Here is a 16,270-nt window from a genome sequence, read left to right as displayed (position 1 = left end):
GCGGGTGGTTACTTGCCTGAATATAATAGTGACTATAACATGCCTGATAGTCTTCGGAATATCACTCAACGATCGAGTGATAATAGCAAAATGAGTAAGGTCAGGATGTCAAACACGCCCATCGAGCTAAAAGGCAGTAGTTTTACCTTATCAGTGGTTCATTTGCATGATGCAAAACCCGAGGTTATTCGTCAGGCGTTAGAAGACAAAATCGCTCAGGCTCCTGCTTTTTTGCAGCATGCTCCCGTTGTCATCAATGTCTCCACGCTGGAAGGTCCGGTTAATTGGCCCCGGCTGCAGCAGAGTATTACCGAAACCGGCCTGCGCATCGTGGGTATTAGCGGCTGTAAAGACAGCGAATTGAAAGCGGAAATCGAGCGTGCCGGGCTACCCATACTGACAGAAGGTAAAGAGAAAGCGCCACGTAAGGCCATCGATCCTGAACCCGCTCCGATTGTTACACCGGTCACAAAAACACGTTTGATTGACGCCCCGGTGCGTTCCGGTCAGCGGATTTATGCACCACACTGTGATCTGATTGTCACCAGCCACGTCAGCGCAGGCGCTGAACTGATTGCCGATGGCAATATTCATGTCTATGGCATGATGCGCGGGCGAGCGCTGGCGGGAGCAAGCGGCGATCGCGAGGCACAAATTTTTTGCACCCACCTCACGCCGGAGCTGGTTTCCATCGCGGGAGAATACTGGCTGAGCGATCAAATCCCGGCCGATTATTATGGCAAAGCGGCACGTTTGCGGTTAGCGGACAACGCTTTGACAATTCAACCCTTAAATTAAGCCCTTTTAACAAGGAACTCCTATGGCACGCATTATTGTTGTTACTTCGGGTAAAGGGGGCGTTGGCAAGACAACCTCCAGCGCGGCCATCGCTACTGGTTTAGCCCAGAAGGGCAAGAAAACCGTCGTTATCGATTTCGATATTGGACTGCGCAACCTGGATCTCATCATGGGCTGCGAACGCCGTGTCGTGTACGATTTCGTCAACGTCATCCAGGGTGATGCAACGCTGAACCAGGCGTTGATCAAAGATAAACGCACCGAAAATCTCTATATTCTTCCGGCATCGCAGACCCGCGACAAAGATGCGCTGACCCGTGAAGGCGTAGCACAAGTACTCGAAGACCTGAAGAAAATGGATTTCGATTTCATTGTCTGCGACTCCCCTGCGGGTATCGAAACCGGCGCACTGATGGCGCTCTATTTCGCCGATGAAGCCATTATCACCACCAACCCGGAAGTGTCGTCAGTACGTGACTCTGACCGCATTCTCGGTATTCTTGCGTCGAAGTCACGCCGCGCCGAAAATGGTGAAGAACCGATTAAAGAGCACCTGTTGTTGACCCGTTATAACCCCGGGAGGGTTAACCGCGGTGACATGCTGAGCATGGAAGATGTGCTGGAAATCCTGCGAATCAAACTGGTTGGCGTGATCCCGGAAGATCAGTCCGTGTTACGCGCGTCGAACCAGGGTGAGCCGGTTATCCTGGATGCTAACGCAGACGCCGGTAAAGCTTATGCGGATGCCGTGGAACGTCTGTTAGGAGAAGATCGTCCTTTCCGCTTCATTGAAGAAGAGAAGAAAGGTTTCCTCAAACGCTTGTTCGGAGGATAAGTTATGGCATTACTTGACTTTTTTCTCTCCAGAAAAAAGAACACTGCCAGCATTGCTAAAGAACGCCTGCAAATTATTGTTGCAGAACGTCGCCGCAGCGACGCTGAACCCCATTATTTACCGCAGCTCAAGCGGGATATTCTGGAAGTGATTTGTAAGTATGTACAAATCGATCCAGAGATGGTGACGGTTCAACTGGAACAAAAAGGGGATGATATTTCCATTCTGGAACTTAACGTCACCCTACCGGAAGCAGAAGAAACGAAATAAATGACGTTTCATGCAGGCATTAAAAAAGGCAGATGATTTCTGCCTTTTTTGTTTATTATCCGAAATACACTGTAATTATTTACAGTTATTATCGTGGATATTCATCCAGTAATTTTTTCAGCTGATCGGCCATCATTTCTCCCCGCCAACCGCTAATTAATTCCGGTACTGTTGTCTGCGGTTTCAATTTCCAGTGCCAGTTCAACAGTTGATTAATCTGACGACGCGAAGCCAGCAGTTCAACGCTCACTTTCTCGCTTTCGCCAATGGCTTGCACCAGCGCTTTAATGGCCTTGAATGCCTTGCGATAACCCGGCATGTCCATCAGATTCAACAGCGGCTCCGGCAATTCCTCTTCCGGCAGAGCCTGCGCTTGTGCAACCAGCGCCAGCAGCGTCTTACCATGAAAACGAATTTCACTGCCGGAAAGACCAATGCTGTCCAGCTCGCCCATGCTGGCCGGCATGTAACGTGCAACCGCCCACAGGTTCTCTTCCCGAACGACAAAATTCACAGCAAGGTCGCGCTCACGCGCCTTACGCAACCGCCAGTCCGCAAGCAAGCGCAGGCAGGCAAGCTGGCGTGTACGCAACTGCCAGGCGTTGGTGATATCGCGCCATGCCTCTTCCGGCGCCAGCACGTCCTGGCGACGCTGCATCATCAACCGGCATTCGTCCAGCGCGGCGTCCAGTCGACCGGCCTGTTCCGTTTCAGCCATGAGCTTGCTGGCGATCGGCAGCAGGTACCACACATCCGCAGCAGCATAGTCGCACTGGCGTTCCGTCAGCGGACGTGCCAGCCAGTCGGTACGTGACTCGCTCTTATCGATAACCAGACCAGTAAATTCCTCCACCATGGCGGCAAAACCCCATGACAGCGGACGACCGCAAAATGCAGCCAGGATTTGGGTATCAATCATCGGCTGTGGCTGGACGCCGAAGGCGTTCAGGAATACCTCCAGATCTTCGCTCCCCGCGTGCAGGTATTTGGTCACCTGCGTATTGATCAACAGGTTGCGAAACGGCGTCCAGTCGGTAATAGACAGCGGATCAATCAGCGCCACATGCTCACCGTCATAGAGCTGAATCAGCCCCAATTGCGGGTAGTAAGTACGGGTGCGAACAAATTCGGTGTCCAGGGCAATGGCCGGAAACGCACTGGCGGCTTCACACAACGCCGCCAGTGCATCGTTCGTCGTGATCATCTGGTAATTCAAATCATTATCTCTTTAGTTTGCACCCATAAAAAACGCCGGCTTAACCGGCGTTAGGGCGATTAATGCATAGCTCAGGCTTTATTGTCCACTTTGCCACGCGCTTCGTCACGTAATTCTCGTCGTAAAATCTTACCGACGTTTGATTTTGGCAATTCACTGCGGAATTCCACCAGCTTCGGCACCTTATAGCCCGTCAGTTGGCGGCGACAGAAGGCTATCAGCGCATCTTCCGTCAGGCTTTCCTCTTTCTTGACGACAAAGATCTTCACCGCTTCACCGCTGTTTTCAGACGGGACGCCCACAGCAGCCACTTCACGCACCCCAGAATGCTGCATAACAACGTCTTCAATCTCGTTCGGGTAGACATTAAAACCCGAGACCAGAATCATGTCTTTTTTGCGATCGACAATACGCAGGAAACCTTCGTCGTCCATCACGGCAATGTCACCGGTGTACAGCCAGCCGTCACGCAGAATTTCATCCGTCGCATCCGGTCGCTGCCAGTAACCCAGCATCACCTGCGGCCCTTTCACACACAACTCCCCGGGTTCGCCTGGCGCAACTTCATTCCCCTCATCATCCACCAGTTTGGCCTCAGTGGACGGAACCGGCAGACCAATACTGCCGCTGTGATAATCGATGTCATGCGGGTTTACGCTCACCAGCGGCGAGCATTCAGTCAGGCCATAACCCTCCAGCAGATACTGCCCGGTCAGTTTAACCCAGCGATCCGCCACTGCTTGCTGTACCGGCATCCCCCCGCCTGCGGACAAGTGAAGCGAAGAGAAATCCAGTTTGCGGAACTCATCATTATTGAGCAGCGCGTTAAACAGCGTATTTACCCCTGTCATCGAGGTGAATGGGTATTTCGCCAGCTCTTTGACCAGCCCCGGGATATCACGTGGGTTGGTGATCAGCAGGTTTTGCCCGCCCAGTTCAATAAACAGCAGGCAGTTCATGGTCAGTGCAAAAATGTGATACAGCGGAAGCGCCGTCACTACCAGCTCTTTGCCGCGGTGCAACAACGGCCCGTAAGTCGCGTTCACCTGTTCAAGATTTGCCAGCATGTTGCGATGAGTCAGCATCGCCCCTTTCGCTACTCCGGTGGTTCCACCGGTGTATTGCAGGAAAGCGAGGTCGTCTGCAATCACCTCAGGTTTGACGTACTGCATGCGATAACCGCTTTGCAATGCGCGACGGAACGAAATGGCATCCGGAAGATGGTATTTCGGTACCAGGCGTTTAACATATTTGACGACAAAGTTCACCAGCGTGCCTTTTGCCGACGACAGCTGATCGCCCATGCGGGTCAGGATCACATGGCGCACCTGGGTTTTATCAACCACTTTCTCCAGGGTATGGGCGAAGTTCGAGACAATCACAATCGCGGACGCACCGCTATCATTCAGTTGGTGTTCAAGTTCGCGCGGGGTATACAGAGGGTTCACGTTCACCACAATCATCCCGGCACGCAAAATGCCAAATAACGCAACCGGATATTGCAGCAGGTTTGGCATCATCAACGCGACGCGATCGCCTTTTTTCAGCCCCAAGCCTTGCTGAAGATAGGCAGCAAATGCACGGCTGCGCTCTTCCAGCTTCCGGTATGTCATCACCTCGCCCATATTGATAAATGCGGGCTGATCGGCATAACGTGCTGTGGAGTGTTCGAATAATTCAACCAGGGATTGATAACGGTCGGGATTGATCTCCGCAGGAACATCTGCGGGATAACGGTTAAGCCAAACCTTCTTCAATGCATCACCTCTGAAATGAGTATTTTTGGTCATCACAACCCCATTTAATAAACAAGTCGTTAACATAATATTAACTCAGCGTACCAGTTTATTAATTAAGCGAACCGAAGGTTGCGAAGCGCGTCACTAATTATTTTTCTTATACACCGCTAAAGACAGAAACAGCGGCCAGGCCGCTGTCTCTTTCTCTTGTAAGAACAAGGGATTACTCTGTCACGACAGTCTCAACACGGGCCGGCTCGGGCGGGTACCAACCCCAGCCCCCTAACCCGGAGTGCCAGGGGCGTGGCCCCGGTCCCCAAAACCAGGGATCGACAGGCTGCGGCGGCATCACAACCTGCTGGGTCAAACGCCAGCGTTTGTAGCCGTTGGCCTGCATCACCATATATTTATAGGGCGCGTCGCCCACTTTCCCTTCAGCAGTACCGGTGATAGGACCGACGACGGTCACTAACTGATTGCGGAAGTCGACAGGATCAAGAAAACCGTTCACGTCGGCATAAATACGGCCTACCGAAGGCTCGCCAAGCACCGGGCGCGCGCCGCTATCCAGAGGTACGGCAGCGATCTCCAGCCGGGTTTTCCCTTGCTGGTTCTTAATATCAACAACCTTGCCGCCAAAACGCCCTTCCTGACCGACATACAGCGTGGGCGCATTCATCACCCGCACCAAATCTTCCTGCGGCGTTGGACTGGTTCCTTTAATCGCGTCAGGCACAGAAACACAACCGCTTAACACTGCCGTTGCCAGACCGGCCAGCAACCAGCGCATACCTCTTTTTTGACCCGCCATGATGCGACTCCTCAACTCAGTTTGTACTACTGAGATTCATTCACGGCCCGGAAGTTTCTTCCACGCCACTTCGTTACGCAAATAAACTGGTTCAGCCTGCTCAACAGCTACAGTGCGTTGCTCAGTAAATAAGCGACGGGCAATCGGCAGCATATCTTCGGCGGCAGGCAGCGTGGTTTGACCATCGATGAGCGACAGCGCACAGGTACTGGCCATCTCCGGCCAGGCAGCCCACCCTGTGCCCACGGTGGCCCATTGCCCATCAAGCTGTTGCAGACGCGCCATCACGGCATGCGGATTGAGCACCGCTTCGCTCTCTTCCCCCTGCCAAACGCCCTGCTCATCACGCTGATACTCAGCCCAGTACACTTCCCCCATACGTGCGTCGATGGCCGCCAGCACGCGGGTTGCGCCGGTTTTACGCCATGCACCTTCCGCCATGGTCGCCAGCGTTGAAACACCAATCATCGGCAGTTCCGCCCCCAACGCCAGTCCCTGCGCAATGCCAATGCCAATGCGTACACCGGTAAAGCTGCCTGGACCGCGACCAAACGCCAGCGCGTCGAGTTGCGTAAGGGATATTTTTGCATCGTGCAGGACATCCTGAACCAGCGGCAGGGTGCGTTGTGTGTGTTCGCGAGGGCAAAGTTCGAAGTGAGCGAAGGTCGTACCATCGTTCCACAGTGCGACAGAACACGCTTCCGTGGCGGTATCAATAGCCAGAATTCGCATGGGTATAACAGTCCACTATCAACAAAATGGCGCGCATCTTACCACAGTCCGTAGCAAATTACTGCGCCGGCGGCGATGCGAGAAAGTCGACTGCGCGGCGAATGTCCCGAGTGCGGGGGGCAGGCGGAAGACTCGACAAGAACACCGCACCATACGGGCGCATCACCAGCCGGTTATCACAAATCACCAGCACGCCACGATCGTCCACGTCACGGATCAGTCGCCCGACGCCTTGTTTCAGCGTAATCACGGCTTCCGGTAACTGCACTTCGTCAAAGGGATCGCCGCCGCGCAGGCGACAATCTTCCATGCGCGCTTTCAGCAACGGATCGTCCGGCGAGGTAAACGGCAGTTTGTCGATGATCACCAGCGACAGGGTATCGCCGCGCACGTCCACCCCTTCCCAGAAACTGCTGGTTGCCACCAACAGCGCATTGCCAGCACTAACGAACTGTTGCAATAGCTGGCCTTTACTGGTTTCGCCTTGCAACAGCACCGGCAAGGTCAGGGTGGCGCGGAACTGTTCCGCAAGATCGCGCATCATGGCGTGCGACGTACAGAGCATAAAGCAGCGGCCATTGTTCGCTTCAATCAAGGGCCGCAACATGGCGGCAAGCTGGCGCGCAGCCCCCGGTTGATTGGTCTGCGGCAAATTCCGCGGGACGCACAATAACGCCTGGCGTTGGTAATCAAAAGGACTGGGTAACAGTAACGACTCCGCACTTTCAATACCTAACCGCGCTGTAAAATGATGCAAATCGTCATTCACCGACAGCGTTGCAGACGTAAAAATCCAGCTGCCTTTTTTCTGCGCCATCACTTCGGTGAATTTATCTGACACCGTCAGCGGCGTGAGCGCCAGTGTAAAATGCCGGGATGTGCATTCGTACCAGTAGCTGTAACCCGGCTGGTTGATCTCTTTCAGCCGTTTCAGGCGCGCGCGATAGAGCGTAGCGCGTTCAAAAGCGGCATCCAGCAATGCGGAACGCCCGAGGGAGAGTTTTGCCACGTCGTAACAGAGTTCAAGCGCATCATCGAGTAGTAACAATGCGCGCTGAATGTTCGCATCCGCCAGCAGTTCGCGCAGATTGCCGCGATAACCCGGTTCACCCAGTTGCAGGCGAAAATCCTGCGCGCTCTGCGCCAGCCGGTCGGCGCACTTCTGCAACTGAGCGGTGTCTTTCAGTTCAGTCCGGTAAGCGATGGTGAAATCTTTTGCCAGATCCTGTAGCTGACGACTGGAGAGTGACTGCCCAAAATACTGGCTGGCGATATCCGGAAGCTGATGCGCTTCGTCAAAGATCATCACCTCTGCTTCCGGGATAAGTTCACCGAATCCACTCTCTTTCACCACCATATCGGCGAGAAACAGATGGTGGTTAACCACTACCACATCGGCGTCCATCGCTTTCTTACGCGCTTTTACCACAAAACAGTCTTTATACATTGGGCAATCGCTGCCAAGACAGTTGTCATTGGTGCTGGTGACCAGGGGCCAGGCTTGCGAATCCTCCGCCACGCTGACGCAGGTGCTGATGTCACCATCGGTCGTTTGGTTCGACCATGAACGCAGCAGGATCACATCACTAAGCGTCTGTACCGGCAGATCACCCCCCGCCAGCGCTTGTTGTTCCAGACGCTCAATGCACAGGTAGTTGGAGCGGCCTTTCAGTAACGCGGTGCGCCCGCTAAAGGCCAGTGCTTTAGCAACGGTGGGTAAATCGCGGCTGTAGAGCTGGTCCTGCAACGCTTTGGAGCCGGTAGAGATGATCACTTTTTTCCCGGAACGTAGCGCCGGGGCCAGGTAGGCGTAGGTTTTACCGGTGCCGGTTCCGGCTTCGACCACCAGCGGTTGAGCCTGGCGAATCGCCTCTGTCACCGCGTGCGCCATCTGGCGCTGCGGCTCGCGCGGTTTGAATCCCGGAATCGCATTGGCCAGTTGGCCGTCTGTTGCAAAATCGTCCGTCACACTACCCCCTGGTTAAATCGACAGTGATTATGTCAGGGTGTGCGGATTTACGCCAGCCAGGTTTATGTGGCACTCTTGCGTGCCCGCTATGGAGAATCAGAAGGAAAAGGTTATGACAATTGTGCGAATTGACGCAGCAGCCCGCTGGTCAGATGTAGTGATCCACAATCAAACGTTGTACTACACCGGCGTGCCGGAAAATCTGGACGCCGATGCGTTTGAGCAGACTGCTAACACACTGGCGCAAATCGACGCAGTGCTGGCAAAGCAAGGTAGCGATAAAACGCGTATCCTCGACGCCACCCTTTTTCTTGCCGACAGCAATGATTTCGCCGCGATGAATAAAGCCTGGGATGAGTGGGTTGTGGCAGGCCATGCGCCAGTTCGCTGCACCGTGCAAGCGAAACTGATGAACCCGCGCTACAAAGTGGAAATTAAAATTATCGCTGCGGTGTAATTACTCGTCTTCGTCTTCAAAGCGAGCCACGATCCGCTCGCCGGTATGGGTGGCGCGCAACTCTTCTGCAACCTGCGCAATCGCCTGTCCGCTGCTCATGCCGCCGGCCATTAACTCCTGAATACGTTCCACTGCTTTTTGCTGTTGCTCGTGGCTAAGGGAAGGTAAACCTGCAAACATCGTGAACTCCTGCTAAATTGTTGACGCTAATTATTCCACGCGGTCGCGCTATTCACCAGCAAAGACGCACATGAGTCAGGTTCAATGAAGACGTTATCCCCCGCCGTAATCTCTCTGCCGTGGCGCCCCGACGCTGCCGAATACTACTTTGCCCCAATCAGCCATCAGCCGTGGGCCATGCTGCTGCATTCGGGCCATGCCGAACATCCGCACAATCGCTTTGATATTCTGGTGGCCGACCCCTTGACGACGCTCACCACGCGCGGCGAGATCACGACCTTTAACGATACAGAAAAATACAGTGATGATCCGTTGGCGCTGTTACAACACGCCCTCGACGAGTATGGCTTACGTAACACTTCTGACCCGGAGTTGCCGTTTCAGGGCGGTGCGTTAGGCCTGTTTGGTTATGATTTAGGCCGGCGTTTTGAAAAACTACCCTGCCATGCCGAACAGGATATCACCTTGCCAGAAATGGCAGTGGGAATTTATGACTGGGCTCTGGTGGTGGATCATCAACGTCAGCGGGTGACGCTGCTGAGCCATGGCGATGTTAATGCACGTCTGGACTGGCTGAGCACACAAACTGCGCCGGAACGGGAAGATTTCCGCTTAACGTCTGCCTGGCAGGCGAACATGAGCCGGGAAGAGTACGGGGAAAAATTCCGCCAGGTACAGGCCTGGTTGCACAGTGGCGACTGTTACCAGGTCAATCTCGCGCAGCGTTTTCAGGCGAATTATCAAGGGGATGAATGGCTGGCCTTTTGCCGCTTAAACCGTGAAAATCGCGCCCCCTTCAGTGCCTTCCTGCGCTTGCAACAAGGGGCGATACTTAGTCTATCGCCGGAGCGTTTTATCCGCCTTGAGGGCAACAACATCGAAACACGGCCGATCAAAGGCACCCTTCCACGGCTTGCCGACCCGCAGGCTGATGCGGAACAGGCGAAGAGACTGGCCTCGTCGCCAAAAGATCGCGCAGAGAATCTGATGATTGTCGATTTAATGCGTAATGATATTGGCCGCGTGGCGCTACCGGGTTCGGTGCGGGTGCCAGAACTGTTTGTGGTGGAACCTTTTCCGGCTGTCCATCACCTGGTCAGTACCGTTACAGCAACACTCCCGGCTGGCCGGCAAGCTTGCGATCTGTTACGCGCGGCTTTTCCTGGCGGCTCGATTACGGGCGCACCCAAAGTCCGCGCGATGGAAATTATTGATCAACTGGAGCCACAGCGTCGCAATGCCTGGTGCGGCAGCATTGGCTATATCAGCTTTTGCGGCAATATGGATACCAGCATCACGATCCGTACGCTGACTGCCTGCGACGGGCAGATTTACTGTTCCGCGGGCGGTGGCATTGTCGCCGATAGTCAGGAAGAAGCGGAATATCAGGAAACCTTTGATAAAGTTAATCGTATTCTGCGGCAACTGGAGAAATGATTCGTGGAGCAACCGGCTTTGACCCTGGATGATTTTTTATCGCGCTTTCAACTTTTACGGCCACAGCTTAGCCCGCAAACCCTTCACTCGCGCCAGGCGGCTGTGCTGGTGCCTATCGTCCGGCGCAAACAGCCTGGTTTGCTGTTAACGCAACGCTCGCCGCTGCTGCGTAAACATGCGGGCCAGGTCGCCTTCCCCGGCGGCGCGGTCGACAGTAGCGACGCCTCATTGATTGCCGCCGCGCTGCGGGAAGCGCAGGAAGAGGTTGCCATCCCACCCAATGCTGTAGACGTGATCGGCGTGCTGCCACCCGTGGATAGCGTCACCGGTTTTCAGGTCACGCCAGTGGTTGGCATTATTCCGCCGGATTTGCACTACCACGCCAGTGAAGATGAAGTCTCCGCCGTGTTTGAAATGCCGCTGGCGGAGGCGCTACGCCTGGGCCGTTATCATCCGCTGGATGTGCATCGTCACGGCAACGCGCATCGCGTGTGGTTATCCTGGTATGAGCATTATTTTGTTTGGGGCATGACGGCGGGCATTATTCGTGCGCTGGCGCTGCAGATTGGGCGCAAGCCATAGACTATACTTTGCACAACGCCTCTTTTTGACAGACTGAGATCAACTTCGCGTTATTAGTTTAATCAGGGTTACGCATTAGTTTAATTCATGTGAATAGTTAAGCTGACAGTGACCTTCCCTCTTACACTATGCGCAGTTATTACATCGTTACTGGAACCTCCGGTAACCCTGTCAGGAGTGTTAATGTGATTAGTATATTCGACATGTTTAAGGTGGGGATTGGTCCCTCATCTTCCCACACTGTTGGCCCGATGAAAGCCGGTAAGCAGTTCGTCGATGACCTGGTCGAAAAAGGATTGCTGGACGATGTCACCCGCGTCGTGGTGGACGTTTACGGCTCACTGTCCCTTACCGGGAAAGGCCACCATACCGATATTGCCATTATTATGGGACTGGCCGGGAATGAACCCGCCACTGTGGATATCGACGCCATTCCTGCCTTTATTCGCGACGTAGAAACACGGGGTCGCCTGCTGCTGGCACAGGGCCGCCATGAAGTGGATTTCCCACAGAATGATGGCATGCGCTTTCATAGCGATAACCTGTCATTACACGAAAACGGCATGCGCATTACCGCCTTAAACGGCGATCGGGTTACGTACAGCAAAACCTATTACTCCATCGGCGGCGGTTTTATCGTCGACGAAGAGCATTTCGGTAAAGAAACCCTTGATACCATCAGCGTTCCCTACCCGTTCAATTCCGCGACGCAAATGCTGGAATATTGCAAAGAGACGGGTCTGTCGATTTCCGGCATGGTGATGCAAAACGAACTGGCGCTGCACAGCAAAAAAGAGATCGAAGAGTACTTTGCACATGTGTGGGCGACCATGCGCACCTGTATCGATCGCGGCATGAATACCGAAGGCGTTTTGCCAGGGCCGCTACGTGTTCCACGCCGTGCTTCTGCACTGCGTCGTATGCTGGTGTCGAGTGACAAGCTCTCCAACGACCCGATGAATGTGGTCGACTGGGTGAATATGTTCGCGCTGGCGGTCAACGAAGAGAATGCCGCCGGTGGTCGCGTTGTTACCGCACCGACCAATGGTGCATGCGGGATCGTGCCTGCTGTGCTGGCGTATTACGATCACTTTATCGAGTCTGTCAGCCCGGATATATATATCCGTTATTTCCTCGCCGCAGGGGCAATTGGTGCCCTGTATAAGATGAATGCCTCTATTTCCGGTGCGGAAGTGGGTTGCCAGGGTGAAGTGGGCGTTGCCTGCTCCATGGCGGCGGCAGGACTGGCTGAACTACTGGGTGCCAGCCCGGAACAGGTGTGCGTTGCTGCGGAAATCGGCATGGAACATAACCTTGGTTTAACGTGCGACCCGGTTGCAGGGCAAGTTCAGGTGCCATGCATTGAGCGTAACGCGATTGCTTCCGTAAAAGCGATTAACGCCTCGCGCATGGCGATGCGTCGCACCAGCGCGCCGCGTGTCTCTCTCGATAAAGTTATTGAGACCATGTATGAAACGGGCAAAGACATGAATGCCAAATACCGTGAAACTTCCCGCGGTGGGTTAGCCATCAAGGTTCAGTGCGATTAACCATTATGCCCATCAATAACGCCGTTCAGCCGAACGGCGTTTTTTTTCGCTCTTCTGCCACAGACCGATCATATATCGCCGGTATTCTCGTTGTTTATTGATTTCCCCACTACACTTTGAGTGTGCTGGCATGGAACTCACGCCAGGGATTCCACAGGCGACAATGGCATGCAGACGGCTCAACGGATCATTCAAAGCTACCGACATAAACGGGCCATTTTTAGCGTGGTCGTGGCTGCTGTCGCCCTTATTTTAACGCTGGCGTTTCGCTTTATTTCGGAGCGAAACATAAATCAGCAACATATAGTCGCCTATACCAGCCACGCCGTGCAGACGCTCGACAAGCTTATACAACCGTTAGTTGCCGGGCGGGATGTCATCACCCCGCTCGTTGGTATGTCCTGCGACGATGCCCACCAGACCTTACGGAAACAGGCCGCCACGCTGCAAACCATTCGTGCCATTGCGCTGATTGAAAATGGCATATTGTATTGCTCCAGTATTTTTGGTCATCGAAATGTGCCTGTTCATCAGCTACAGCCCTCATTACCGGCCCCTCAACCGTTGATGGTACTCACCACCGATCAATCACTGCTGAAAGATCAACCCATTCTCATTCTCTGGTATCCCACCCGTGAAGATGGACAGAATGGTGTGCTGGAAGTGGTGAATATTGAGTTGTTGAGTAATTTAATGCTTGAACCGCAAGAGCCTTTGATTACGCGTGTCAACCTAAGTGTTAATGGCCGACATCTGGTACAGGGTAAAGGTGTCATGGAGCATTTGCCGCCGCATCAGGATGAGAAACACTATCAACAATCGTCCACACAGTTTCCCTTTGCCATCAGTGTGAGCGGCCCTGGTGCAGATCAGTTGGCGCTACAACATTTGCCTTCCCAGCTACCGCTGGCCTTGATGATGAGTTTTTTGACCGGTTTTATTGCCTGGTTTGCGACCGCCAGTCGCATGAGTTTTTCCTGGGAGATCAACCTCGGACTGGCCGCCCATGAGTTTGAACTGTTTTGCCAACCGGTGATAAGCGCCGGTAACCTACAGTGTACCGGGGTGGAAATCTTGTTGCGCTGGTATAACCCGCGTCAGGGATGGATTTCACCGGAGGTGTTCATCCCGATTGCAGAAGATCACCACCTTATCGCCCCTCTCACCCGCTATGTCATTACGGAAACAGCACGCCAACGGGAACTGTTCCCCGACGATCCGCAATTTCATATTGGTATCAATGTCGCACCCAGTCATTTACGCCATGGCGAGTTATTAAAAGATTTGCACAACCTCTGGTACAACATGCATCCCACGCAGCAGCTAGTGATTGAGTTGACCGAACGCGATGCGCTGCTGGATGCAGATTCCCGTATGATGCGCGAACTGCGCCGCAAAGGGACAAAGATCGCGATTGACGATTTTGGTACCGGCAACAGCGCCCTGGCCTGGTTGGAAAAACTCCACCCGGACATTCTCAAGATTGATAAATCCTACACCACGGCAATTGGTACCGATGCGGTGAACTCAACGGTCATCGACATGATTATCGCCCTCGGGCAACGTTTACATATTGAACTGGTGGCAGAAGGAGTGGAGCAGCCGCAGCAGGCGTTCTATTTGCGCCAGCAGGGTGTGCAGTTGTTACAGGGATTTTTGTTTGCCAGGCCGATGCCCATTAACGACTTTCCAGCCTGGCTGGCGGAAAACAACTCACCACCAGCCAGGCATAACAGTCACGAATTACCGCTGATACAGGGGTAACCATTACTCTTCTTCGTCGTGATCCACCTGCTCTTTAACAACACGAACCAGATCAACACGGTAGTCGTTGGCTTCGACAACGGTGATATGCAGCGGCGCGATTTCCAGTACCTCGCCGGGCTGCGGGATCTGACCTTTTGCCGAGATAACAAGACCTGCAACGGTGGCAATGTCTTCATCGTCATTGACCAGACTATTCAGACCCAACGTATGCTGCAGCGCATGCAAATCGGTGGTCCCTTTGACTAACCAACCATCACCATCGGTGATAATCTCCGGCGTTTCATCGGCGTCCGGGAACTCACCGGCGATGGCTTCCAGCACGTCCAGTGGAGTGACGAGACCCTGTACCACACCAAACTCGTTAGTCACGATAACAAAGCTGCCGCGTGCACGGCGCAGAACCGCCAGCAATTTGATCGGATCCAATGTTTCCGGCACGACAATCGCAGGGGTGGCCGATGCGATAGCAGCGACATCCGTCCCCTCTTCCAGTGCCACCAGCATCTCTTTGGCACGCACGATACCGATCACTTCATCCAGTTCACCGCGACAAACCGGGAACAGGCTGTGCGGCGAGGAGAGCAATTGCTGGCGAATCTGATCGACGCTCAGATTCGCGTCCACCCAACTGATATCCCCGCGCGGCGTCATGATGCTACGCAGCGAGCGGGAAGCCAGCGTCAACACACCGTTGATCATATAGCGTTCTTCTTCCGCAAAAGCGCCTTCAGGTACGGGCACTTGCGCCTGGCTGTCTGCTTCAATCTGCGGATTTGTCTGGCGCTGGCGACCGCCCATCAGACGCAAAATGGCATCCGCAGTGCGGGCGCGCAGCGGCAGATGAGACTGGTTGCGGATAAAGTTACGGCGCGCAATCTGGTTGAAGAACTCAATGATGATGGAGAAACCGATCGCGGCGTAGAGGTAACCTTTCGGAATATGGAAACCGAAACCTTCCGCCACCAGACTTAAACCAATCATCAGCAGGAAACTCAGACAGAGCACCACCACGGTTGGATGCTGATTGACGAAACGCGTCAATGGTTTGGATGCCAGCAGCATCATGGCCATGGCGATGACCACCGCCGCCATCATCACCGGTAAGTGGTTCACCATGCCCACCGCGGTGATCACCGCATCGAGGGAAAACACGGCGTCCAGAATAACGATTTGCACCACCACCACCCAGAAGCTGGCGTAGCCTTTTCCGTGCCCGCTATCATGCTCACGGTTTTCCAGCCGTTCGTGCAGTTCAGTTGTGGCTTTGAACAAGAGGAAGACACCACCGAACAGCATGATTAAATCACGACCGGAGAAGGTGAAGTCCCAGACGGAAAACAGCGGTTTAGTCAGCGTCACCATCCACGAGATCAGCGACAGCAGTCCCAGTCGCATCACCAGCGCCAGCGATAAGCCAATCAGGCGCGCTTTATCGCGCTGCTTTGGCGGCAGTTTATCGGCGAGGATGGCAATAAATACCAGGTTATCAATACCCAGTACAATTTCCAGAACAACCAGTGTCAACAATCCCGCCCAGATAGAGGGATCCATCAGGAATTCCATAACAAGCTCCAGCTTAAGGAATGGCTAAACGGCGTGCGGAAACGCACAGGCGTGATGACATCGAACGTAATTGGAAAATGGCGGAAAACGCCGGAATGCATGGCACGGGAAGGCCAAAAGGTGAACTGACGTCGGTGACGGTCCATACGGTGGGCTGCTGCCCTCTACTCCTGACAAATTCAACGGAGGATAAACATATCAGACAGACTTTACATTTTGCAAAGATTTACCAGACTTTGCAGTTTACGGGGATATTTCGCGGTTCGAAATTTCCAAAAGCAGTAAACCTAAATTACGGATCTTCATCACATAAATTATTTTTTCGCTCTCTAAAATAATTCTCGAAAGTCATAGGTGTTCTCTT

General features: G+C 53.7%; 16 protein-coding genes. 8 read left to right on the top strand and 8 right to left on the bottom strand.

From position 1 onward, the window contains the following. The first annotated feature begins 105 nt into the window (after positions 1-105). The 3 genes from minC to minE are packed head-to-tail and all read left to right on the top strand — an operon-like array spanning position 106 to position 1,903. Positions 106-798: a septum site-determining protein MinC gene (gene minC, locus GA0061071_RS13635; protein ID WP_061496564.1), complete on the top strand. Its 693-nt coding sequence runs from the start codon at positions 106-108 to the stop codon at positions 796-798. Between the two features lie 22 nt (positions 799-820). Further along, the gene (gene minD / locus GA0061071_RS13630; RefSeq protein WP_061496565.1) at positions 821-1,633 is read left to right on the top strand and encodes a septum site-determining protein MinD; all 813 of its coding nucleotides are present in this window, start codon (positions 821-823) and stop codon (positions 1,631-1,633) included. Positions 1,634-1,636: 3 nt separating this feature from the next. After that, entirely contained in the window at positions 1,637-1,903 is a 267-nt protein-coding gene (gene minE, locus GA0061071_RS13625) for a cell division topological specificity factor MinE (protein ID WP_004384978.1), read from the top strand. An 88-nt stretch (positions 1,904-1,991) separates the two neighbouring features. On the opposite strand, the gene rnd is transcribed toward minE, so the two are convergent. The 5 genes from rnd to GA0061071_RS13600 all read right to left on the bottom strand — a co-directional run bounded on the left by rnd (position 1,992) and on the right by GA0061071_RS13600 (position 8,370). Beyond that, complete coding sequence (gene rnd, locus GA0061071_RS13620) at positions 1,992-3,119, bottom strand: ribonuclease D (RefSeq protein WP_088237918.1); 1,128 nt, start codon at positions 3,117-3,119, stop codon at positions 1,992-1,994. A gap of 71 nt (positions 3,120-3,190) precedes the next feature. After that, positions 3,191-4,876 (bottom strand): long-chain-fatty-acid--CoA ligase FadD, encoded by a 1,686-nt coding sequence (gene fadD, locus GA0061071_RS13615; protein WP_134318039.1) that lies wholly within the window; start codon positions 4,874-4,876, stop codon positions 3,191-3,193. Between the two features lie 205 nt (positions 4,877-5,081). Then, on the bottom strand, positions 5,082-5,669 hold the full coding sequence (locus GA0061071_RS13610) for a Slp/YeaY family lipoprotein (RefSeq protein WP_088237919.1): 588 nt from the start codon (positions 5,667-5,669) through the stop codon (positions 5,082-5,084). A gap of 36 nt (positions 5,670-5,705) precedes the next feature. After that, a complete protein-coding gene (tsaB, locus tag GA0061071_RS13605) occupies positions 5,706-6,401 on the bottom strand; it encodes a tRNA (adenosine(37)-N6)-threonylcarbamoyltransferase complex dimerization subunit type 1 TsaB (RefSeq protein ID WP_088237920.1) in 696 nt (231 codons plus the stop codon). Positions 6,402-6,459: 58 nt separating this feature from the next. Next, the gene (locus GA0061071_RS13600; RefSeq protein WP_061496574.1) at positions 6,460-8,370 is read right to left on the bottom strand and encodes a DNA repair helicase YoaA; all 1,911 of its coding nucleotides are present in this window, start codon (positions 8,368-8,370) and stop codon (positions 6,460-6,462) included. 112 nt (positions 8,371-8,482) lie between these two features. Between GA0061071_RS13600 and GA0061071_RS13595 the strand changes: the two genes are divergently transcribed. Continuing rightward, positions 8,483-8,827, top strand: coding sequence for a RidA family protein (locus GA0061071_RS13595; protein WP_061496576.1), 345 nt, complete (start codon positions 8,483-8,485; stop codon positions 8,825-8,827). On the opposite strand, the gene GA0061071_RS13590 is transcribed toward GA0061071_RS13595, so the two are convergent. Beyond that, positions 8,828-9,007: a YoaH family protein gene (locus GA0061071_RS13590; protein WP_061496578.1), complete on the bottom strand. Its 180-nt coding sequence runs from the start codon at positions 9,005-9,007 to the stop codon at positions 8,828-8,830. A gap of 84 nt (positions 9,008-9,091) precedes the next feature. On the opposite strand from GA0061071_RS13590, the gene pabB reads away from it, so the two are divergent. The 4 genes from pabB (at position 9,092) to GA0061071_RS13570 (ending at position 14,340) form a co-directional block, all read left to right on the top strand. Then, positions 9,092-10,444 carry an aminodeoxychorismate synthase component 1 gene (gene pabB, locus GA0061071_RS13585; RefSeq protein ID WP_061496581.1) on the top strand — a complete coding sequence of 451 codons (1,353 nt, stop codon included), beginning with the start codon at positions 9,092-9,094 and terminating at the stop codon, positions 10,442-10,444. 3 nt (positions 10,445-10,447) lie between these two features. Then, positions 10,448-11,026, top strand: coding sequence for a CoA pyrophosphatase (locus GA0061071_RS13580; RefSeq protein WP_061496583.1), 579 nt, complete (start codon positions 10,448-10,450; stop codon positions 11,024-11,026). A 185-nt stretch (positions 11,027-11,211) separates the two neighbouring features. Then, positions 11,212-12,576 carry an L-serine ammonia-lyase gene (gene sdaA / locus GA0061071_RS13575; protein WP_088237921.1) on the top strand — a complete coding sequence of 455 codons (1,365 nt, stop codon included), beginning with the start codon at positions 11,212-11,214 and terminating at the stop codon, positions 12,574-12,576. Positions 12,577-12,744: 168 nt separating this feature from the next. Next, on the top strand, positions 12,745-14,340 hold the full coding sequence (locus GA0061071_RS13570; RefSeq protein ID WP_088237922.1) for an EAL domain-containing protein: 1,596 nt from the start codon (positions 12,745-12,747) through the stop codon (positions 14,338-14,340). A gap of 3 nt (positions 14,341-14,343) precedes the next feature. Here the strand turns inward: GA0061071_RS13570 and yoaE are convergent, their stop codons facing one another. Then, positions 14,344-15,906, bottom strand: coding sequence for a CNNM family cation transport protein YoaE (gene yoaE, locus GA0061071_RS13565; protein ID WP_061496590.1), 1,563 nt, complete (start codon positions 15,904-15,906; stop codon positions 14,344-14,346). Next, positions 15,894-16,007, bottom strand: a complete 114-nt coding sequence (locus GA0061071_RS23770; RefSeq protein WP_408612870.1) for a hypothetical protein — start codon at positions 16,005-16,007, stop codon at positions 15,894-15,896. The genes yoaE and GA0061071_RS23770 overlap by 13 nt, the downstream gene beginning before the upstream one ends. Between the last annotated feature and the right edge of the window lie 263 nt (positions 16,008-16,270).

The sequence above is a fragment of the Kosakonia oryzendophytica genome (assembly GCF_900094925.1).
Taxonomy (GTDB): Bacteria; Pseudomonadota; Gammaproteobacteria; order Enterobacterales; family Enterobacteriaceae; genus Kosakonia; species Kosakonia oryzendophytica.
The sequence above is the reverse complement of the archived record's forward strand: the minus strand, read 5'-3'. Positions and strand labels throughout refer to the sequence as shown.